Here is a 19499-nt window from a genome sequence, read left to right as displayed (position 1 = left end):
TCGCCCCGCACGCGGTGCCGTCCGCCCGCCCGGCCCCCGTTGTCAGTGCCGCCCCGCACAATGGACCGTGCAACGTGAGGTGTGACGAAAGGCGGGCGTGACCCATGACCGTGTGGGACGACCTGGTCGGCCAGGAGCGGGTCAGTGAGCAGCTGGGCGCTGCCGCTCGGGACGCCGACGCGCTCGTCACCGCCGCGGCCGCCGACGCGCCGCCCCCCGAGGCGTCCAAGATGACGCACGCCTGGCTGTTCACCGGGCCGCCCGGCGCGGGCCGGAACCAGGCGGCGCGGGCCTTCGCGGCCGCGTTGCAGTGCGTCAGCCCCGACCGGGCACTCGGCGGCACCCCCGGCTGCGGCTTCTGCGACGGATGCCATACGGCCCTGGTCGGCACGCATGCCGACGTCACCACCGTCGCCGCCGTCGGCACCCAGATCCTCGCCGACGACATGAGGGACACCGTCCGCAAGTCGTTCACGTCCCCGGCGAACGGCCGCTGGCAGATCATCCTCGTCGAGGACGCCGAGCGGCTGAACGAGAAGTCCGCCAACGCCGTCCTGAAGGCAGTGGAGGAGCCCGCCCCCCGCACGGTCTGGCTGCTCTGCGCCCCCTCCATCGAGGACGTCCTGCCCACCATCCGCTCCCGCTGCCGCCACCTGAACCTGAGCACGCCCTCGGTCGACGCCGTCGCCGACATGCTCGTACGGCGGGAGGGCATCGAGCCCGACGTGGCCGCGGCCGCCGCCCGCGCCACCCAGGGCCATGTCGACCGGGCCCGCCGCCTGGCCACCGACCCGGCAGCCCGCGAACGCCGGGCCTCCGTCCTCAGACTGCCGCTGCGCCTCGGCGAGGTCGGCGCCTGCCTCAAGGCCGCCCAGGAGCTGGTGGACGCCGCCTCCGAGGACGCCAAGCAGCTCGCCGAGGAGATCGACGCCAAGGAGACCGAGGAGCTGAAAGCGGCGCTGGGTGCGGCCCAGGGCGGCCGGATGCCGCGCGGCACGGCCGGCGTGATGAAGGAGCTGGAGGACAAGCAGAAGCGGCGCCGTACGCGCACGCAGCGCGACAGCCTCGACCTCGCCCTGACCGACCTCACCGCCTTCTACCGCGACGTCCTCGCCCTCCAGCTCGGCTCACGTGTCGCCCTCGCCAACATGGACGCCGAGGACGCCCTGGAGCGCCTGGCTCGCGACAGCGCCCCGGAGTCCACGCTCCGCCGCATCGAGGCGATCGCCGCCTGCCGCGACGCCCTCGACAGCAATGTGGCGCCGCTGCTGGCGGTGGAGGCGATGACGATGGCACTCAGAGCGGGCTGAAGGCCGCACCGCACGAACCGGCCGCCCACCACCCCATCCCCCGGTGATCAACAGGAGGTTGACCATGTAACCCGTACGAGCCGCGCCGTGCACGCAGGGCATCCAACTCGCTGCACAGAGTTACGCTCGCCTGATGTACACCAGGCGCAGCTCTCCAGTCAGCCCAGTCCCGAGCCCGGCCGGGCCCGGCGCACGCAACCGCCGCCCGCACCGCAGGCGAGCCGGCACGCTCGGCACCCTCCTCGCCGTGGGCGCGCTGCTGGCCTCCGCCTGCACCTCCGGCGGGTCGACGCACTCGGGGAGCCCGGCGGCCGAGGCAGCGCTGGCGGCGCTGCCGCAGTCGACGCCGGCCGCGCTGACGCCGTACTACGGGCAGAAGCTGACCTGGCGCAGCTGCGGGGTGCCCGGATTCCAGTGCACCACGATGCGGGCGCCGCTCGACTATGCGAAGCCGCAGGCCGGGGAGACCCGGCTCGCCGTGGCCCGCAAGAAGGCGACGGGACCGGGCAAGCGGCTCGGGTCGCTGCTGGTGAACCCGGGCGGTCCCGGCGGCTCGGCGATCGGCTACCTCCAGCAGTACGCGGGGATCGGCTACCCGGCCGACGTCCGCGCCCGCTACGACATGGTCGCGGTCGACCCACGCGGAGTCGCCCGCAGTCAGCCCGTCGAATGCCTCGACGGGCGGGAGATGGACGCGTACACGCAGACGGACTTCACGCCCGACGACACCGAGGAGACGGGCAGGCTGATCGCGGCGCACAAGAAGTTCGCGGAGGGCTGCGGGGCGGACGCGCCGGGCCTGCTGCGCCATGTCTCCACCGCCGAGGCGGCCCGGGACATGGACATCCTGCGGGCGCTGCTGGGCGACGAGAAGCTGACGTATGTGGGGGCGTCGTACGGCACCTTCCTCGGCGCGACGTACGCCGGGCTGTTCCCCGACCGGGTGGGCCGGCTGGTCCTGGACGGCGCGATGGACCCCTCCCTGCCCGCCCGCCGGCTGAACCTCGACCAGACGGCGGGATTCGAGACGGCGTTCCAGGCGTTCGCGAGGGACTGCGTACGGCAGCGGGACTGCCCCCTCGGCACCAAGGCGACCGACGTCGGCCGCAACCTCAAGGCCTTCTTCGAAAAGCTCGACGCACGGCCCATCCCGACCGGCGACGCGGACGGCCGTGAGCTGGGCGAATCCCTCGCCACCACCGGCGTGATCGCGGCGATGTACGACGAGGGGGCCTGGCCGCAGTTGCGTGACGCGCTGAACTCGGCGATGCGGGAGAACGACGGAGCGGGCCTCCTCGTCCTCTCCGACAGCTACTACGAACGCGACGCCGACGGCCGCTACACGAACCTGATGTTCGCCAACGCGGCGGTCAACTGCGTCGACCTTCCACCGGCGTTCTCGACCCCCGACGAGGTCCGCAAGTCCCTGCCCGACTTCGCAAAGGCGTCCCCCGTCTTCGGCAGGGGCCTGGCCTGGGCCACCCTGAACTGCGCGTACTGGCCGGTCGCCCCCACTGGTGAGCCCCACCGCATCGAGGCCAAGGGCGCGTCCCCGATCGTCGTGGTCGGCACGACCCGCGACCCCGCGACCCCCTACCGCTGGGCCAGGGCCCTCGCCGCCCAGCTCTCGTCCGCCCGCCTCCTCACCTACGACGGCGACGGCCACACCGCGTACGGCCGGGGCAGCTCCTGCATCGACAACACGATCAACGCATACCTCCTCCGAGGCACTCCGCCAACCGAGGGAAAGCGCTGCTCATAGCCTTGATCACGAACACCGAAGGGGCTGGTACGGAGCACCCCGGAAACTGTGTAGACTTACCGACGTTGCCGATCGCACCATAGTGCGGACGGCGCGCCGCCTTAGCTCAGATGGCCAGAGCAACGCACTCGTAATGCGTAGGTCTCGGGTTCGAATCCCGAAGGCGGCTCTACCTGAGACCAGGTCAGATGTACTCTGACCTGGTCTTTTGCGCGTTGGGATGTAAGGATCCATGGTCCTGACCAGGACTTTTGCCGTGGATGCTCGCTTCGTCGTTCAGGGCTTGTGACGTCCGGGCGTGTCGGCGGTGCGGGGCCGGTGGGGAGGTGGGGGGAACGAGAAGCCCGCGCATCGCATCCTGGTGGGAGCGGCGCACGATGGCGGAAGGTCTTCCCCGGTCGCTGGTCCTGGAGATTCAGAATTCCTGTTGGAGATCCACAAGGGGCTCGGTAGCCCTGCCGTGCAGGTCGTCGGTGTTCGATCCCTGACACGGCCGAGGGCAGCGCTCGAGCACCTGATCACGGGTGGGGGCGTCACCCGTCGACGACGTAGCGGTCCAGGGTCCGGACGTAGTCCGCGGCGCCCATGCGACCGACCGACCCCAGTCTGTCGAGGTCGACGTGGAAGTCCGCTTCATGGATCAACCCCTTGTCCACAGTGACGTGGACGACCTCACCGATGACGATGAAGTGGTCACCGACCGGCACCACCGCGGACGTCCGGCATTCGAAGGCGATGGGGGAACCGTCGATGCGCGGGGAGCGGACCCTCCGCCCGGGCAGCGGCCGCAGTCCGGCCAGTTCGTACTCCGACTCACCGTGAGGCAGGGGTTTCGCCGAGGTGGTGGCCGCCTCGGCGTGTTTCTCGATCAGGACGTTGACGGTGAACTCTCCTGTGCCCCCTTCGGCCGCCCCACGGGCGTTGCGGCACGAGTCCTTCTCGGTGCCGTCGGCCCGCCGGCCCGCACAGAAGAGCAGGGCCATGGGGGAGTACCCCACCGCCGTGTAGTAAGAGAAAGGCGCCAAGTTGACCGCTCCGCTCGGGGAGACCGTGCTCACCATGGCGATCGGCCGCGGGACCACGCTCCACAACAGCAGCCGCTCGCGCTGCCGTACGGTCATGTCCGCCACGTCTATGTCCAGCATGGATCAACTGCTCCCGGTGCCGTAGGGCCGGCCGGGGCAGGGATTGCGCAAGCTCTGCGGGCGCAGATCCGTCCAGACCTGGTCGACGTGGGCGAGACAGTCGTCCAGCGTGCTGGTGAAGCCGACGGGGGACCAGCCCGCCGGGATCGTGCTGTCCGCAGGCCAGACCGAGTACTGTCGCTCGTGGTTGATCACGACATGATGGAACCGGCCGGTGTCGTCTGCTGTCATGGAGTCCCTCTTCTGTCTCGTGAGGAGATGGGATTCTGGTCCGGTCGGTCTCACGCGGGGCTGGGGGCGAGTTCCTCCACATGCAGAGCGCCGCGCAACCGCCGCAACTCGGGGAAGGGGAGTGTGATCCGACGCATCAGGAACTCCTCCCCGGACGTTCCCGCGGTGCCCTGCTGCCCGCCGACCATCTTCGACATCAGGCCCAGGTGGGCCACCTTCCAGCGCCAGTAGCCGTTGCCCACATCCAGCAGTGCCTCGGCGACCCGGTACAGACCGCCGCCGGCGATTCCGAGGCGGCAGACATCGGCCACGGTGCAGCGCTGGTGGGCGGCGTTCGCCACGAAGGCCTCGTACAGCTCACCCTCCCTCTTGCCGTCCCCCAGCAGTCGGCCGAGTACCCGGAACTGCTGCGACTGCGCCCCGCTCGCGGTGCCGAGGTAGGGGCGGAACTGGACGAAGTGGCGCCCCGCGTCTGTCCCTCGCGGGCGATCACCGTCCGGCAGGAGCAGGAGAGCGACGCCTAGGCAGGGCGTTCCAGCACTGGCTCCAGATGACAGAGGCCTCCCAGGCTCATCTGCTGGACGCGGTCGGCCAGTTCGGGGTGATCCTCCTGGTGGGGACGACCGCGCTGGAGATCGGCCTCGCCCTGGTGCGCCGCACCCGGCGGACGTCGCTCACGGTGGGGGCCTTCGGCCTGCTGATCCCTCTGGGGCTGGTCGGTGTGGTGGACGATGTCACCGGCTGGATGCTGCTGATCAGGTTCTGCGCCGTACTCCTCGGCCGGCCGGTGGTCCGGTGGCTGATGGCCAGGGCGCGGTCCCCGCAGGCGGTCATGGGCACCGCGACTGTGGTGATCGTCGGATGTGCGGCGGCCACCCAGGCATGAGCATGGAAGCGTCGTTCGGCGCCCTCGTCGGGGGCCTGCTGGCAGGAGCGGCCGGGGCACAGACGAATAAGGGGCTGGCGCCTCTGCGCTCCGTCACGCTCTCGGTTCTCGCGCCGCTCTACTTCGCCGAGGCGGGCCTGCGGATGAATCTGCTGGCGCTGGACACCGCGGTGATCGGCCTGGCGGCGCTGGGGGCGCTCGTCGTGGCGACCGCGGGCAAGTTCGCCGGGGCGATGCTCGGCGCCCGCGTCGCGGGTCTCGATCGCCACCGCGGCCTCGTGCTCGGTGCCGGGACGAACGCGCGCGCAGTCATCCAGATCATCGTGGTCGGGATCGGTCTGCGGCTGGGCGTGCTGAACACGCGTCGTACACCATCGTGGTGCTGGTCGCGGTCGCCACCTCGCTGATGGCGCCGCCGGTGCTCCGCCGCGCCGTGCCGCGCATCGAGGTCAACGACGAGGAGCGGGCCCGGCTCCGGCGGGAGCGGGACTGGCGGGCGCCTCCTGAGGAGACGCCCGGTCCGGCCTACGTCTTGAAGGCGCCGAAGTCGATCGCGGCCAGGCGCCCCGGGTCCAGCAGGATCTGGATCTGCGAGATCCGGTCCCGCCGTACGGCGAAGCCCATGACGGACACCGGGACGCCGTCCCGGTCGACGAGGACGCCGGGGGCGCCGTTGACGAGGACGGGGGTCACCGTCACACCGGGCTGGCGGAACAGCGCGGCCCGCTCCGCCACAGGGCCGGCGCCGTGGAGCACGGCCGAGGCGGAGACGAGCGCGGGTCCGCCGTCCGCGCGGAGTTCGACATCCGGGTCCAGCACGGCCACCAGCCCGTCGAGATCGCCGCCTCGCGCCGCGGCGAGGAAGGCGTCGACCAGCACACGCCGAGTCGAGTGGTCGCCGCCGGAGTCCGTCTCGTGGGCGCCCTGCACCCGGCGGCGCGCTCGGCTGGCCAGCTGGCGGGTCGCCACCGTCGTACGCCCGACGACGGCCGCGATCTCGTCGAAGGTCAGATGGAACATGTCGTGCAGCACGAAGGCCACCCGCTCGGCGGGGGCGAGTGTGTCCAGCACGATCAGCAGCGCGAGGCTGACCGAGTCGCTCAGCACCGCCTCGTCCTCGGGGCCGTGGGACGGTTCGCGTCCGACGACGGGATCCGGCAGGTGCACGCCGACCGGATCTTCCGGGCGTGCGGCGCGTGACCGGAGGACGTTCAGGCAGACCCTGCTGACCACGGTGGTCAGCCAGGCGGGGAGGTTCTCCACCTCGTCCGCGTCGCTGCGGCTGAGTCTGATCCAGGTGTCCTGAACAGCGTCCTCCGCCTCGGCGTGCGAGCCGAGCATCCGGTAGGCGACGGTCCTCAGATGCGGCCGTAAGTGTTCGAACCGCTCCGCCAGCCGATCGTGTTCCTGCACAGTCACACTCCTCGGTTGCCACGGGTCATCACTAGTGGGCGGCTAGCCGACCCCACGAGTGCGGACCCGACTAGGAGCACGAATGATCACTTTTTCATTGCATATCACACGTACCTCGGGGAGGAGGTGACATGAAGAGCTCTCTCACCGAATCCTGGCGTCGGCGTCTGACCTTGTTCGCGATGTGCATGGCGACGTTCATGACCTCGCTCGACCTGACCATCGTGAACGTGGCGCTGCCCTCGATGCAGAGCGAACTGCACATGAGCGCGGCCGAGCTGGAGTGGGTGATCAGCGCCTATTCGCTGAGCCTGGCCGCGATCATCCCGGCCAGCGGGGCGCTCGGTGACCGGTACGGCCGAAGGCGGGTCTTCCTGAGCGGGATGGTCGTCTTCGTGATCGGTGTGATCGCCTGCGCCGTCGCGTGGAACGCGGCCTCGCTCGTCGCCTTCCGCGCCGTGCAGGGCGTCGGCGGCGCGGCGATGCTCGCCCTGGGACTGTCGATCCTCACGGAGACCTATCCGCAGGAGCGGCGGGCCGGCGCGATCGGGGCCTGGGCGGCCATCGGCGGCACCGGGTTCGGCGCCGGTCCCGTCGGCGGGGGCATCCTGCTCACCTTCTTCGGCTGGCCGTCCGTGTTCTGGATCAACCTGCCCTTCGCCGCCCTGGGCATCGTGTGCACGGTCGTGGCGGTCCGGGAGTCGCGCAATCCGCAGGCGCGCAGGCTCGACGTAGCGGGGATGTCGCTCAGCTCGCTGGGGCTGGTCTGCCTCACGTTCGGGTTCGTCGAGTCGTCCGACCGCCCCTGGGGTGCGCCCCTCGTGGCCGTGCCCCTGGCGGCCGGGGCGGCCCTGCTGCTCGCGTTCTTCTGGTGGGAGCGCCGTGCCCCGCACGCCATGCTGCCGCCGGCGCTGCTGCGGGCACGGAGCTTCGTGAGTGCCTCGGGCATCTACATGCTCGCTTACGGCGGGATGAGCGGCGCGCTGTTCTGGGTCACCCTGTACTTCCAGAACGTGGCGGGCTGGTCGGTTCTGCGCACGGGGCTGTCGTGGCTGTTCATGAACATCCCGTTCCTGACCATGGCGCAGTTCGGCGGGCGGCTCGACTCCCGGTTCCGGGCCTCGGCGGTGGCGACCTGGGGGATCCTGGTGGCCGCGGTCGGCGTGCTCCTGCTCGGTGCGGCGGGGACCACCTCCTTCGCGGTCAGTGCCCTCGGGTACGTGCTGTACGGCGGAGGATTCGGCACGTTCGTGCCCGCGGTGACCCATGTGGCGATGCGCGACGTGCCCCCCGGCGTCTCCGGCGCCGCTTCCGGCGTCCTGAACGCGTCACGGCAGATCGGCTCCTCGGTGTGCCTCGCGGTGCTCGGCACCGTGGGCGTCAACGCGACCGTCTCGGCCTGGCGGGACAAGGTGTCCGAACTGGACGGCACGCGCCGTGCCGCGGCCCTCGCGCAGTCACACCACGTGGGCGGCGGACGCGTGTACACGGTGGTGCAGGAGCTCGGGTCATCGTTGCGCCGGCCCGCCGTCGATGCCTTCCTGCACGGCTACCAGCTGGCCGTCGGGATCGCCGCGGCCTGCACCGCCGTGGCGGCAGTGCTCGCCTGGACGGGGTTCAGGCAGCGGTCGGCCCGGCCGCGGGCCGCGGAGCGGCCGGCCTCGCCCGCCCAGGCACGCGAGGCCACGGTGACCGGGGACGGCCCCGGCCGACGGAGTCAGTGATCCACATACGGGTGCCCCGAGGCCTGGCCTCGGGGGCGCTCAGCGGTCCTGCGCCAGCACTCCTGCCACAGCCGTCCGCCTGCCCGGACCGCGTTGGCCTTGTCCACGAGGCACACCTCGTGGCGGGCCGTGGAGAACGCGAAGTCCATGATCCGGGCGACGCCGTGCCAGGTGTTGACGTCGGCGTCGATGGCCACCTCCTGGGGCGTGGACGTACGGAGGTTCCCGCCGATGCCGCTGTAGAGCCCCTCGGTGTTCTCACGGACGATCACGCAGTCGAGCATGCGGCGCTCAGGGTCCCTCAGCGGGCTGAGCCGGTCGTGCCACAGCCGGACCGGTCGGCAGTTGGCGTACAGGTCGAAGCTGTGCCGCAGAGGCAGCAGAACACCGCGCACATATTCGGTGTCCTCCAGGTCGGGCTGTCCGATGGCCCCCAGCAGGACGGCGGAACTCGCGGACACGCGGGCCAGGTCGGCCTCGCTCAGCGCCACGCCGTCGCGGCGGTACCTGTCCGCGCCGACGTGGTCGAGGACATCGACGGACAGCCCGATGCCCAGCGTGTCCACGACTTGAAGCGCGCATTCGACGACCTCGGGACCGATGCCGTCGCCGGGGATGACGGTGATGGAATCCAACGGGTCACCTTTCCAGGAGTCGGACGTCGGTCTGGCGCTTGGCCAGGCTAGACACCTGTCGTTCGCCGCTCTTCGGGTTCTGTCAAGGTTCATTCAGCCCCTGGCCGGAAGCCGCTCCGCTAGAGGGCGGGGGTGCGCAACTCCTACCGGCCTCGTCATGCGCAGGTCTCGGGTTCGAATCCCGAAGGCGGCTCCATAAAGAACCCAGGTCAAGGCTTTGACCTGGGTTCTTTCGCGCGGCCGTCCCCGGGCCGAGTCGGGATCCTCACCCGGGAATCGTCAGCCCCAACTCCACCGCCAAGCCCGCGGTGTCCCGCACCACGCGGGTCGCGGCGGACAGGCGGTCGGCCGGGGTCAGGGCCGCGTAGCCGATGCTGGTCATGCCCGCGGCCATCGCGGCGTCGACTCCGGGCACGCTGTCCTCGACCACCACCGCGTGGGCGCGGTCGACTCCCATCCGGACCGCCGCGTGCAGGAAGAGATCCGGCGCCGGCTTGCCCCGGGTGACGTCGTCCGCGCAGTACACCCGGCCCTCGAAGAACGACGCCAGCCCTGTGACGCGCAGGCCGAGGGCGAGCCGGTCCCGGGGCGAACTCGACGCGACGCAGAACGGGGTGCCGCGCCGGGTCAGGGCCCGCAGGACCTCCGCCATGCCGGCGACCGGACGCAGGTCCCGCTCGAAGGCCTCGATCAGCCGGGCCCGGTAGTGTGCGGTGAACCCCGTCGGCAGCTCCCGCCCGGTCTCGGCCCTGAGCATGGCCCGGACGCGGTCCAGGGTGCCGCCCATGTAGCGGCGCACGCTGTCCTCGTACGAGGTGGGGAACCCGGCCTCCGTGAGCAGCGCCGCCAGCACGCGGTTGGCGATCGGCTCGGAGTCGACGAGCACGCCGTCGTTGTCGAAGATCACCAGATCCGCGTCGGCGGGGTCCCGCAGCGGTCGCGGCGCGGGTGCCGTCCCCGCCGCCCAGGTGGGGTACGGACGGCCGTGCAGGGAGGCGTTGTCGTACCGCGGGTCGGTGGTGACCTCCTCGGTGACCCACTCGGGCAGGTCGACCACGTCCGCCGCGTCCTCGGCATCCAGCTCCGCCAGCACCAGACCGGCGTTGGAGCCGTAGAACTCGTCCACGGTCCAGCCGTCGAAGCGCCCGCCCAGATAGTGCCGCTTCTTCTGCACCAGCGGCTGCGGACACAGCCGCGCGAGGATCTCCTCGGCGTCCGCCAGCGGCACCGGGTACTCGAACTCGGCCCTGCGCGCTCCGTCGCGGGGGCCCTTGACGGTGAGGACCGCCTCGGCGCCGTCGGTGATCCGCACCCGCACCGCGCGCTCGGGTTCGGCGGACATGTACCCCTGGCGGACCTCCCGGGTCCGCACCACCGTCTCGCGCCAGCCGCGGCCGACGAGGAACTTCCGCTCCGTCTCCACCCCCATCAGGCGATGCCGTTCAGCGCCGTCTCGAAGGCCTCCGCGAAGAAGTCCAGTTCGCGTTCCCCGATGACGAGCGGGGGGTGCACGTTGATGACGTCCGGCGCCATACCGGTCGTCGCGACGAGGACACCGGCGTCCGGGTGCCCGGACCGGAACAGCTGCCGCATCCGGCCGGCGTGCGGTCCGGTGAGGACGATGCGCGCGGTGCCGCCCATCGAGTCCACGTCCCGTACGAGGTCCGGATGTCGCGCGGCGACCTCGGTGAGCCGGTCGCGCATGGCCTCCTCCAGCCGCAGGACGTCCTTGTCGACCGTGCTCCACCGCTCCCAGCGGTCCAGCACCGTGTCCACGACGGCGAGGGCGCTCGGGATGCCGATGTACGTGGAGGAGTGGCTGCCGGGCCGGTACCGCTCGGGGCTGCCGAGCGGCTCGCGGGACCACACCATGCTCAGCGCCGCACCGCCGTTGGCCAGGCCCTTGCTGGTGACGACGATGTCCGGGGTCACCCCGGAGCGCTGGAACCCCCAGCGCGGCCCCACCCGGTGCATGCCGGTGAAGATCTCGTCCGCGATGACCACCGCCCCCTGCTCCCGGGCGTGATCCACGGCGGCGCGCAGCAGTTCGTGGTCGGGTTCCACCATGCCGCCCACGTTCTGGACGGACTCGAAGACGAACGCCGACACCTTCCGGCCGAAGTCTCGTCCCCCGACGCCGCTCAGCTCGGATCCCCACCGGGTGACGGCCGCACGGCAGCCCGGCCCGCAGCCGGCTCCCGCCACGGCGTGCGGGCACCGCTGCGAGTCCGGGCTCGGGAGCCGGACCACCTCCAGCCCCCACGCGGCGAGCAACTCCCGGTAGCGCGGGCTGGAACTGAGCATGCTGGTCACGCCGGAGCGGCCGTGGAAGGCGCCCTCGAAGACGACGATCGTGCCCGGGCCGTTCGCGGCGAAGGCGATGCGCAGGGCCGTCTCCATGGCCTGTGCTCCGCCGAGGTCCAGCTCCACCCGGCCGGGCGTGCCCAGCACGTCGGACACGAGCGGTTCCAGCCGGGAGAGCACCTTGAGCCGCAGCTCCGACTCGGCGAAGGAGGGCAGGGCGGGCAGCTGTTCGCAGCGCCGCATCGCCTCCTGAAGCAGGGTGGCGTCGTAGCCGAAGGCGACGGTGCCGTTGGCGGCCTCCGCGTCGAGGTACCGGCGCCCGTCGTGCGCGGTCAGCCAGCTGCCCGAGCCGGAGACGAACCGGGGGACGTCCGGTTCGCGGTAGACCAGGTTGCCCGCCCCGGCGAAGGAAGGGATTCGCTCGTCGGCGAGGTCGGTCATGTCAGGGGCTCCCCGGTCAGTCGCCGTCCGCCGAGCTCGGTCGGCTCTCCGTCCACCACCACGACCCGGCTGCTGTCGCGGTGTCGCTGGTCCGACAGGGCGAGCCGCCCCGCCGCGAATGCCTCCACCGACCACCGCAGACAGGGCCGGTCGCTGAGGCTCTTCTGCTTCATCTCCTGCGCCTGGGCGTCCTCGGCGGTGGGCCGTCGTCCCTCGACGGGCACCTCCGGCCCCATCGCGAGGATCGCGCCGCCGTCCCGGGTGCCGTCCACGAGGAAGCAGGAGGTGCGGGTCGTCTCACGGCCCGCCGCCATCGCGAGGCGGACGGGGTCCTTGCCCGTGAACCGCCGGTGGCCCTCTTCGTCAAGGACCGACAGATCGGCCGGGTGCTGGTTGATCATGCGTCCCCGGTAGCGTTCGAGCAGCCGGCCGTCGATCCAGCGGTGGTAGGCGAGGACGATCAGGTCCAGCTCGCCGTTGTCCCGCTCCCAGTCGGCGATCCGTCCGTCCAGCGCGTCGTGCCATCGCCGGGCCCGGTCCCGGTAGGCCTCGCGGCCCGCCCGGCCGACGGCGGCCGACGCCGTTCCGCAGACGCGGTCGAAGTCGCCCGGCCACGCCTCGACCCCGGCCTGCCGTGCCACGTCCAGGGCCTTGACCCGCTCCGCGTGCGAGGCGACGAGGCAGACCCGGAACTCCTCGGGCCGTGTCCGTTGCAGGTCCAGCAGCGTGGTGAGGTTGGCGCCGGTGGCGGAGACCAGGACGCCGATGCGCAGCGGCCCGGCCGCCGAACGGCGGGCCAGGGGCGTCAGGGCGGCGCCGGCCGGAGTGGGTGCGGACAAGAGCACTCCGTCTCTGTTGTCTCGGGCCACGAAGACGTTCGCGGCGGTTGTGACATGGCTCGCTCCACTGTGGGAGCCCGCCGGCCGACCCGTCCACGGCAGATGCGGCTCATGTCCCTGCACTGCAGGGAGATGATGGCCGCGGGGCTGGAGTTGTTGAACGGTGATAGGTGATGCTCGAAACCGGGCTACCGAGCCTGTATTACCCGGAAATCCCGTACCAACTGGCAATCCCAGAAAGCAGGAGACCGAAAATGTTCTCGCTCATTCGTGACATGTTCTCTCTCGAGCGTTGTGGGCAGGCGTCCGACATTCGTTGGGACTGATTTCTCTCCCGGCCTGCCTGCTGAATTCGGCCTACCTGGCAGTGGATCCCATTGATTGACATTTCAGGGTACGTGGCAGTCGCAGGTCTCTTGGTGATCATTCCTGGAGCCGACACGCTCGTCGTGGTGCGCAACACGCTGAGCGGTGACTTCAGGAGCGCGGTCCGCACCACCGTCGGTGTGTGCGCGGGGCTGGTCGCCTGGGCCCTGATGTCGTCCATCGGGCTCGCGACCGCCCTGGCCGCGTCGCCGACGCTGTTCAACCTGCTCAGAGCCGCCGGGGCCGCCTATCTGGTGTATCTGGGCGTGCAGGCGCTCGTGGCGGCACGCCGGACCGGGACACCGGACGCGGCCCGTCAGGCCGGGCGGGAAGAGGCGCCCGCGCGCTCCGGAAGGGACTGGCGCCAAGGCGCCCTGACCAGTCTGGGAAACCCGAAGGTCGGTGTCTTCTACACCTCCCTGCTGCCGCAGTTCATTCCGGCGGACGGGTCGTCCCTTTCCTCCTCGCTGCTGCTGGCGGCCATTCACGTCGCCCTGAGTTTCCTCTCCCTGCTCGCGTACGCGGCGATCGTCGCCCGCATGGGAGACGTGTTCCGCAAGGACGGATGGCGCCGCGTCCTGGAGACGGTCGCGGGGGCGGCCCTGGTCGCCGTCGGACTGTGGCTGATGGTCTCCGCGGTCACGGGAATCTAGACATCAGGAGAGCTGAGATGAAGTCGCCGCTGGACGGCTGGTACGACAAGGCTGGGGTGCGGACCGACCCGCGGCGGGTCATGGCGCGGGAACTGGAGGAGGGCAAGACCCTCTTCCCGCACAAGCTCATCCCGTACCTGGACCATCCCCTCGTGGCCGCCCTGGAGCCCGAGGAGCGGTACCGGATCACCGCACGTCATCTGTACCAGTACATGCAGTTCACGATGCACTTCGAGACGAGTGTGGTGAACCGGGCGGCCGAGCGCATCGCGAACGGCACGTCGGGCCTGCCGCTGCCGGCGGCGACGCGGCTGGACGCGTACAAGATCTACTGCGACGAGGCCTACCACGCCCTGTACAGCCTGGACGTGGTGGAGCAGGTGAGCGATGCCACCGGCGTCGAGGTGCCCGCCTACGACTTCGCCCCGTTCCTCGACCGTCTCGACGGCCTCGGGGCCTCGGTCATGCCCGGTGAGACGATTCTCGTCCAGCTGCTCCAGGTGGTCGTCTTCGAGACGCTGGTCACCTCGATCCTGAAGGACATCCCCAAGGACCAGACGGTGGTCGGCACCGTGCGGGAGGTCGTGCGGGACCACGCCCAGGACGAGGGACGCCACCACGCGTACTTTGCGGCGTTCTTCAAGGAACTCTGGCACGACCTGAGCCCCGCCCTGCGGGAGCGGGCCTCGCGCTGCCTGCCGGAACTGGTCAGCCGCAGCCTGACGCCCGACCTGGTGCCGGTGCGCGGCTCCCTCCGGCTGGCGGGACTGGACGAGGCGTCCGTGAGCGAGGTCCTCGCCGACGTCTACGCCCCGGACAGGACCCGGGACGGCATCCGGGCCAGTGCCCGGCACACCTTTCAACTGTTCGAATCCGTAGGCGTGTTGGACGTGCCGGGTGCACGGGACTCCTTCATGTCCGCCGGGTTGCTCTGACGACGGACACGGGACAAGAAAATGACTACAGAGACCCGTTCCCTCCTGGGAACGCCCGAGAGCGTCCCCGAGACGGGCGTCTTCTCGCTGTCCGAGCTGGACAGCAAACACCTCGACGCCCTGGTGCGCCGGTCCTGCGACTTCTTCGCCGACCGCAGCGACCACGACCACCCGTTGCGGGACACCATCGCGGGGATCCTGTTCACCAAGACCTCCACCCGGACCCGCACGGCCTTCACGACCGCCGCGCTCCGGCTGGGCGCCCAGATCATCAGCTACGGCCCGCACGACCTCCAGCTGGAGACCGGTGAGTCCCTGGAGGACACCGGCCGGGTCTTCGGGCGGATGCTGGACCTGCTGGTCGCGCGGACCGCGGGCCCCGTCGAGCAACTGCGCACCCTGTCCCGGTACGGCGGGATCCCCGTGGTCAACGCCATGGGACAGGAGGAGCACCCCACCCAGGGCGTCTGCGACCTGGCCACCATCAACCTGCGCTTCGGCGCCGTCGAGGGCGTCAAGGTGCTGTACGTCGGCGAGGGCAACAACAGTGCCGTGGCGCTGGCGCACGGCCTGGCGCACTACCCAGGCACGGAGCTGACCCTGCTCACCCCGCCCGGCTACGGCGTGCCCGAGCACGAGCTGGCCGCGGCCCGGAGCAGGGCCGAGGCCAACGGCTCCGTACTGCGCCAGACGCATTCCCCGGACGAGGCGCCGGACGCCGTCGACGTGGTGTACACGACGCGCTGGCAGACGACGGGCACCTCGAAGCCGGACGCCGACTGGCGGGAACTCTTCCGTCCCTACTACATCGACGAGGCGTTCATGAGCCGCCGGCCCGGGGCCGTCCTCATGCACGACCTGCCGGCGCACCGGGGCGACGAGATCTCCGCGGGCGTGCTGGAGGGCGAGCGCACCCTCGCCTGGACGCAGGCGGAGATGAAGCTGACCAGCGCCATGGCGGTTCTCGAGTCGCTGGCGACCGCGCGCCGGGACAGCGCATGATCAAGGACTGTGTGTACGACGTCGTCACCGACGACGTGTTCCTGCGGTTCCCCGACGTCCTGCCCGGCAGCGAGCTTTTCCTGAAGCTGGAGGGGCTGAACCCGGCGGGCTCGGTGAAGCTCAAGACCGCGGTCGGGCTGATCGAGGACGCCGAGCGGCGCGGGCTGCTCGACACCGGGGGACAGGTGGTGGAGTCCTCTTCGGGCAACCTCGGTGTCGCCCTGGCGGTGGTCTGCGCCGCCAAGGGCTACGACTTCACCTGCGTCACCGACGTCAACGCCTCACCGCACAGCGTCGCGCTGATGCGGGCCCTGCACGCGAACGTCGTCCTGGTCGACGAGCGGGACGCCAACGGCGGCTTCCTCGGGACGCGCATCGCGCTGATCCGGCGGATGCTGGCCGAGGACCCGGCGCTGGTGTGGCTCAACCAGTACGCCAACCCCGCCAACCCGCGTGCCCACGCCACGCACACGGCCGTGTCCATCCTCGCCGAACTCGGCAGGGTGGACTACCTGTTCGTCGGCGCCGGCACGACGGGCACCCTGACCGGATGCGCCTCCCACTTCCGTGAGGCCTCGCCCCGCACCCGGATCATCGCCGTCGACAGCGTCGGCTCGGTCACCTTCGGCGCCCGGCCCGGCCCGCGCCATCTGCCCGGCCTCGGCACCAGCCACGTACCGGAGATCAGCCGCACCGACCTGATCGACGAGGTCATGCTGGTGGAGGAGGCGGAGGCGGTGAAGGCCTGCCGGATGCTCGCCCGGCGGCACGGCCTGCTGGTGGGCGGCTCCAGCGGATCGGTGTTCTCGGCGGTCCAGAGCCGGGCCCTCGACATCCCCGCCGGTTCCCGGGTGGTGGCCATAGCGCCCGACATGGGCGAGCGCTACCTCGGCACCGTGTACGACGACAACTGGGTCGCCGCGAGATTCGGCGCCGACCCCGTTTCCCAGCTTCCGGCCGTGATGGGCCGATGAAACTCCGTGAACTCCGTGGGGGAACCTCATGCTCGGATTCGATGTAGTCAGCGGTACGGTCGCCCGCGAGGTGATCTCCGAATCGCGGAAAGAAGTGATCGGTATTGTCCGGGACGCCTATCTGGCCCATGAGGGCGGGGACTCGGTGAACCCGAACAGCTATTTCCTCCGCTTTCCTGAGAAGCCCTCGGCGCGGATCATCGCGCTGCCCGCCTACCTCGGTGACGGCTACGACGTGGCCGGCATCAAATGGATCGCGAGCTTCCCCGAGAACGTCGAGCGCAACGTCCCGCGGGCGTCCGCCGTCCTGCTGCTGAACGACTACGCCACGGGATATCCCTTCGCCTGCCTGGAGGCGTCCCAGATCAGCGCCGCGCGCACCGCGGCGTCGTGCGTGCTCGGCGCCGCGCAGCTGCACGGATCCTGCCGCGCGGCGCGGATCGCCGTCGTCGGGGCGGGCGTCATCGCCCGTAACATCCTCGACTTCTTCGTCGCGGACGGCTGGGACATCGGGCAGTTCGCCCTGTACGACCAGGTGCCCGGCTACGCCGACGCGCTGGTGTCGTACGCCCGCGAGACGCTGGGCACCGAGGCGGAGCGCACGGACAGCCTGGAATCCGCCGTGAAGGGCGCGGACCTGGTGGTGCTGGCGACGACGGCCGGCACTCCCTACATCACCGACCCGCACCTCTTCGAGCCGGGCCAGGTGGTGCTGAACATCTCCCTGCGCGACATCGCGCCCGAGATCATCCTGGGCGCGCACAACGTGGTCGACGACATCGACCACTGCCTGACCGCCAACACCTCCGTGCACCTGGCGGAACAGAGCTGCGGACACCGCGGGTTCGTCGACGGGACCCTGGCCCAGGTGATCGAGGGGAAGGTCCGGCCGGGCGACGGCAAGCCGCGCATCTTCTCCCCCTTCGGCCTCGGCGTGCTCGACCTGGCCGTGGGCTCCTTCGTCTACCGCAACGCGGTGGAGTCGGGCCGTACGACGGGCATCGACGGGTTCTTCGCGGAGACCGAGCGGTGGCAGAAGTGACCCACCTCCCCGACGACGCGAAGGAGTGTCATGCCGCTCGGCGCTGAAGGTTTCTCCCTGATCGAACTGCCGCCGGTCCCGCCGGAGTTGCTGGCGACGTACGACGAGCTGCCGGTCGACCCCTACATGGGGCACCGAACCCGTTACAAGAAGTTCTCGCAGTACCGGCTGACGGCGGCGGCCGACGGCGGGTGGAGCTTCGGGTTGCTGCCGCACCGGGACTACACCGCGTTCAAGAAGTTCAACCCGGTCGGCGGCGGCATGCGCCGCACGTATCCGCCGCTCGACGCGGACTTCACCCCCCTCATCGCCGTGGGCGCCCGGGAGATCGGGCTGGACCGGGACGAGGACTGGCAGATCAACGTGCACCAGAACCGCAGCCGTGCGGAGCGGGGCCGGCCGGGACCGCTCACGCCGGAGGGGGTGCACCACGACGGGCACGAGTTCGTCATGATCGGCGTCCTGCGCCGGGACGGGGTCGCCGGCGGCGAGACGCGGCTGTGGCACCCCGGGGACGAGAAGCCCTTCTGGAACGGCACGTTGGAGCCCGGCCAGGCCGTGCTCCTCGACGACCGGCGGCTCGCCCACGACGTGACGGACATCGTGTCCGCCGGGGAGCGGCCCGGCCACCGCGACATCTTCATCGTCGCCTTCTCGCGCTGGAGCGAGAAGTGGTACGGCGACGAGCACGACGCCGCAGCGCTCGACGACGAGAACTGACAGGACGGGACGGCATTCCACATGTACACGGCATCCCAGCACAGCTGTACCGACGGAAGAGACGTGCTCGCCGGGGGCGTGTCGGAGCTCCTGCGCGACCTGGAGCACCGCTCCGCCGACGAGTTGCTCCGGATGTCCGACGACTACGGCTTCCGCGGTGACCTCGCCGCGGCGTGCCGCGCGCTGACGAGCCGCGCCTACGACGACGGCGACCGGGCGGCCCTGGAGGAGGTCCACGGCGCGCTGTCGCTGATCTACGACCGCGAGTTCTCCGCCCGCCCCGTCCAGGAGTCGGACCACGAACGCGAGCCGATCCTGCGGGACGTGGCGGCCGTCCTGGAGCGGGCCGTCCTCGGCCACGAGCTGCGGCGGATCCCGGAGGCGAGCGTCGCCGGCCACCCCGAGTCCGGTCCGGAGTACGTCCGCTGGCTGAAGGCGGTGATCAGCGATCACCCGGCCGGCTGGCACCCCCTCTACCACCGGCATCTCGCCGAGCACGGCAGCACGGAGGACCTGCGGCTGCTGCTCGCCCAGGAGACCAGCCTCGACCCGCGCTTCGACGACATCCTGGCCCTCCTCCAGATCGGCCGGCACGGCGTCGAGAAGATGGAGATCGCCGCCAACTACTGGGACGAGATGGGCAACGGCGAGCACGCCGGGGTGCACACCACCCTCTTCTCGCGGGCGCTGGAGGCGATCGGCGCCGACCCGGAGTACATACGCCGCGAGTTCCTGCTGGAGGCGGGGATCTCCGGCAACATCTCGGCCTGCCTGGCCCTCTCCCGCCGCCACTACCACAAGGCCGTCGGCTACTTCGGCGTCACCGAGTACCTGGCGCCGCGCCGGTTCCGCTGCGTGGTCGACGCCTGGCGGCGCCACGACCTGGACGAGGTCGGCATCGTCTACCACGACCTGCACATCGGGGTGGACGCCGGGCACGCCGCGGGCTGGTTCAAGAACGTGATCGGACCGCTGGTGAGCGCCGATCCGGCAGCGGGGCGGGACATCGCCCTCGGCGCGATGATCCGGCTCAACACCTCCCGGGACTACCTCGACGCGCTGCTGGAACGCATGCGTGCCGGGGCCCCGGTCCCGACCGGGGTCTGAGAGGGCGACG

Annotated in this window: 21 protein-coding genes and 1 tRNA gene; 14 read left to right on the top strand and 8 right to left on the bottom strand. The window is 70.8% G+C overall.

Annotation, left to right across the window (positions count from 1 at the left end; all coding sequences use genetic code 11):
- Nucleotides 1–104: 104 nt before the first annotated feature.
- The 3 genes from IM697_RS42710 to IM697_RS42700 all read left to right on the top strand — a co-directional run bounded on the left by IM697_RS42710 (nucleotide 105) and on the right by IM697_RS42700 (nucleotide 3241).
- Nucleotides 105–1310, top strand: a complete 1206-nt coding sequence (locus IM697_RS42710; RefSeq protein WP_194042765.1) for a DNA polymerase III subunit delta' — start codon at nucleotides 105–107, stop codon at nucleotides 1308–1310.
- A gap of 133 nt (nucleotides 1311–1443) precedes the next feature.
- On the top strand, nucleotides 1444–3072 hold the full coding sequence (locus IM697_RS42705) for an alpha/beta hydrolase (RefSeq protein ID WP_194042763.1): 1629 nt from the start codon (nucleotides 1444–1446) through the stop codon (nucleotides 3070–3072).
- A 95-nt stretch (nucleotides 3073–3167) separates the two neighbouring features.
- A tRNA-Thr gene (locus IM697_RS42700) sits at nucleotides 3168–3241 on the top strand.
- A 364-nt stretch (nucleotides 3242–3605) separates the two neighbouring features.
- Here IM697_RS42700 and IM697_RS42695 read toward each other — a convergent pair.
- From IM697_RS42695 to IM697_RS42685, 3 genes are read right to left on the bottom strand one after another with little or no spacing between them, the layout of a single operon-like run.
- Entirely contained in the window at nucleotides 3606–4217 is a 612-nt protein-coding gene (locus tag IM697_RS42695; protein WP_194042761.1) for a flavin reductase family protein, read from the bottom strand.
- A 3-nt stretch (nucleotides 4218–4220) separates the two neighbouring features.
- Nucleotides 4221–4448, bottom strand: a complete 228-nt coding sequence (locus tag IM697_RS42690; protein WP_194042759.1) for an MbtH family protein — start codon at nucleotides 4446–4448, stop codon at nucleotides 4221–4223.
- A gap of 50 nt (nucleotides 4449–4498) precedes the next feature.
- On the bottom strand, nucleotides 4499–4789 hold the full coding sequence (locus tag IM697_RS42685) for a tryptophan 2,3-dioxygenase family protein (protein ID WP_194042757.1): 291 nt from the start codon (nucleotides 4787–4789) through the stop codon (nucleotides 4499–4501).
- Here IM697_RS42685 and IM697_RS42680 point away from each other — a divergent pair.
- From IM697_RS42680 to IM697_RS42670, 3 genes are read left to right on the top strand one after another with little or no spacing between them, the layout of a single operon-like run.
- A complete protein-coding gene (locus tag IM697_RS42680; protein ID WP_194042755.1) occupies nucleotides 4772–4972 on the top strand; it encodes a hypothetical protein in 201 nt (66 codons plus the stop codon). The genes IM697_RS42685 and IM697_RS42680 overlap by 18 nt on opposite strands.
- 26 nt (nucleotides 4973–4998) lie before the next feature.
- A complete protein-coding gene (locus IM697_RS42675; RefSeq protein WP_194042753.1) occupies nucleotides 4999–5334 on the top strand; it encodes a hypothetical protein in 336 nt (111 codons plus the stop codon).
- Nucleotides 5331–5741 (top strand): cation:proton antiporter domain-containing protein, encoded by a 411-nt coding sequence (locus IM697_RS42670; protein WP_194042751.1) that lies wholly within the window; start codon nucleotides 5331–5333, stop codon nucleotides 5739–5741. Before IM697_RS42675 ends, IM697_RS42670 begins: the two co-directional genes overlap by 4 nt.
- A gap of 118 nt (nucleotides 5742–5859) precedes the next feature.
- Here the strand turns inward: IM697_RS42670 and sigJ are convergent, their stop codons facing one another.
- Nucleotides 5860–6747 (bottom strand): RNA polymerase sigma factor SigJ, encoded by an 888-nt coding sequence (sigJ, locus tag IM697_RS42665; protein WP_194042748.1) that lies wholly within the window; start codon nucleotides 6745–6747, stop codon nucleotides 5860–5862.
- Nucleotides 6748–6878: 131 nt separating this feature from the next.
- Between sigJ and IM697_RS42660 the strand changes: the two genes are divergently transcribed.
- The gene (locus IM697_RS42660) at nucleotides 6879–8471 is read left to right on the top strand and encodes an MFS transporter (protein WP_194042746.1); all 1593 of its coding nucleotides are present in this window, start codon (nucleotides 6879–6881) and stop codon (nucleotides 8469–8471) included.
- Here the strand turns inward: IM697_RS42660 and IM697_RS42655 are convergent.
- From IM697_RS42655 to IM697_RS42640, 4 genes are all read right to left on the bottom strand, one after another.
- Nucleotides 8465–9106, bottom strand: a complete 642-nt coding sequence (locus tag IM697_RS42655; RefSeq protein WP_228044396.1) for an isocitrate/isopropylmalate family dehydrogenase — start codon at nucleotides 9104–9106, stop codon at nucleotides 8465–8467. The genes IM697_RS42660 and IM697_RS42655 overlap by 7 nt on opposite strands.
- A gap of 265 nt (nucleotides 9107–9371) precedes the next feature.
- A complete protein-coding gene (locus tag IM697_RS45795; protein WP_194042742.1) occupies nucleotides 9372–10535 on the bottom strand; it encodes an HAD-IA family hydrolase in 1164 nt (387 codons plus the stop codon).
- Entirely contained in the window at nucleotides 10535–11851 is a 1317-nt protein-coding gene (locus IM697_RS42645) for an aminotransferase class III-fold pyridoxal phosphate-dependent enzyme (protein WP_194042740.1), read from the bottom strand. The genes IM697_RS45795 and IM697_RS42645 overlap by 1 nt, the downstream gene beginning before the upstream one ends.
- Entirely contained in the window at nucleotides 11848–12690 is an 843-nt protein-coding gene (locus IM697_RS42640) for a formyltransferase family protein (protein WP_228044395.1), read from the bottom strand. Before IM697_RS42640 ends, IM697_RS42645 begins: the two co-directional genes overlap by 4 nt.
- 419 nt (nucleotides 12691–13109) lie before the next feature.
- Here IM697_RS42640 and IM697_RS42635 point away from each other — a divergent pair, with 419 nt between their 5' ends.
- From IM697_RS42635 to IM697_RS42605, 7 genes are read left to right on the top strand one after another with little or no spacing between them, the layout of a single operon-like run.
- Complete coding sequence (locus IM697_RS42635) at nucleotides 13110–13709, top strand: LysE family translocator (protein WP_194042738.1); 600 nt, start codon at nucleotides 13110–13112, stop codon at nucleotides 13707–13709.
- A gap of 17 nt (nucleotides 13710–13726) precedes the next feature.
- Nucleotides 13727–14644, top strand: a complete 918-nt coding sequence (locus IM697_RS42630) for a diiron oxygenase (RefSeq protein ID WP_194042736.1) — start codon at nucleotides 13727–13729, stop codon at nucleotides 14642–14644.
- Between the two features lie 21 nt (nucleotides 14645–14665).
- Nucleotides 14666–15646, top strand: a complete 981-nt coding sequence (locus tag IM697_RS42625) for an ornithine carbamoyltransferase (RefSeq protein ID WP_194042734.1) — start codon at nucleotides 14666–14668, stop codon at nucleotides 15644–15646.
- Entirely contained in the window at nucleotides 15643–16620 is a 978-nt protein-coding gene (gene sbnA / locus IM697_RS42620; RefSeq protein WP_194042732.1) for a 2,3-diaminopropionate biosynthesis protein SbnA, read from the top strand. The genes IM697_RS42625 and sbnA overlap by 4 nt, the downstream gene beginning before the upstream one ends.
- Before the next feature lie 28 nt (nucleotides 16621–16648).
- Nucleotides 16649–17662 (top strand): 2,3-diaminopropionate biosynthesis protein SbnB, encoded by a 1014-nt coding sequence (sbnB, locus tag IM697_RS42615; protein WP_194042730.1) that lies wholly within the window; start codon nucleotides 16649–16651, stop codon nucleotides 17660–17662.
- Between the two features lie 30 nt (nucleotides 17663–17692).
- Nucleotides 17693–18382, top strand: coding sequence for a 2OG-Fe dioxygenase family protein (locus IM697_RS42610; protein WP_194042728.1), 690 nt, complete (start codon nucleotides 17693–17695; stop codon nucleotides 18380–18382).
- A 21-nt stretch (nucleotides 18383–18403) separates the two neighbouring features.
- Complete coding sequence (locus IM697_RS42605) at nucleotides 18404–19489, top strand: iron-containing redox enzyme family protein (RefSeq protein ID WP_194042720.1); 1086 nt, start codon at nucleotides 18404–18406, stop codon at nucleotides 19487–19489.
- Nucleotides 19490–19499 lie beyond the last annotated feature (10 nt).

Source organism: Streptomyces ferrugineus, assembly GCF_015160855.1.
In the GTDB taxonomy this organism is placed as follows: Bacteria; Actinomycetota; Actinomycetes; order Streptomycetales; family Streptomycetaceae; genus Streptomyces; species Streptomyces ferrugineus.
Note: the sequence above shows the minus strand (reverse complement) of the source record. Positions and strands in the feature narration are given on the sequence as shown.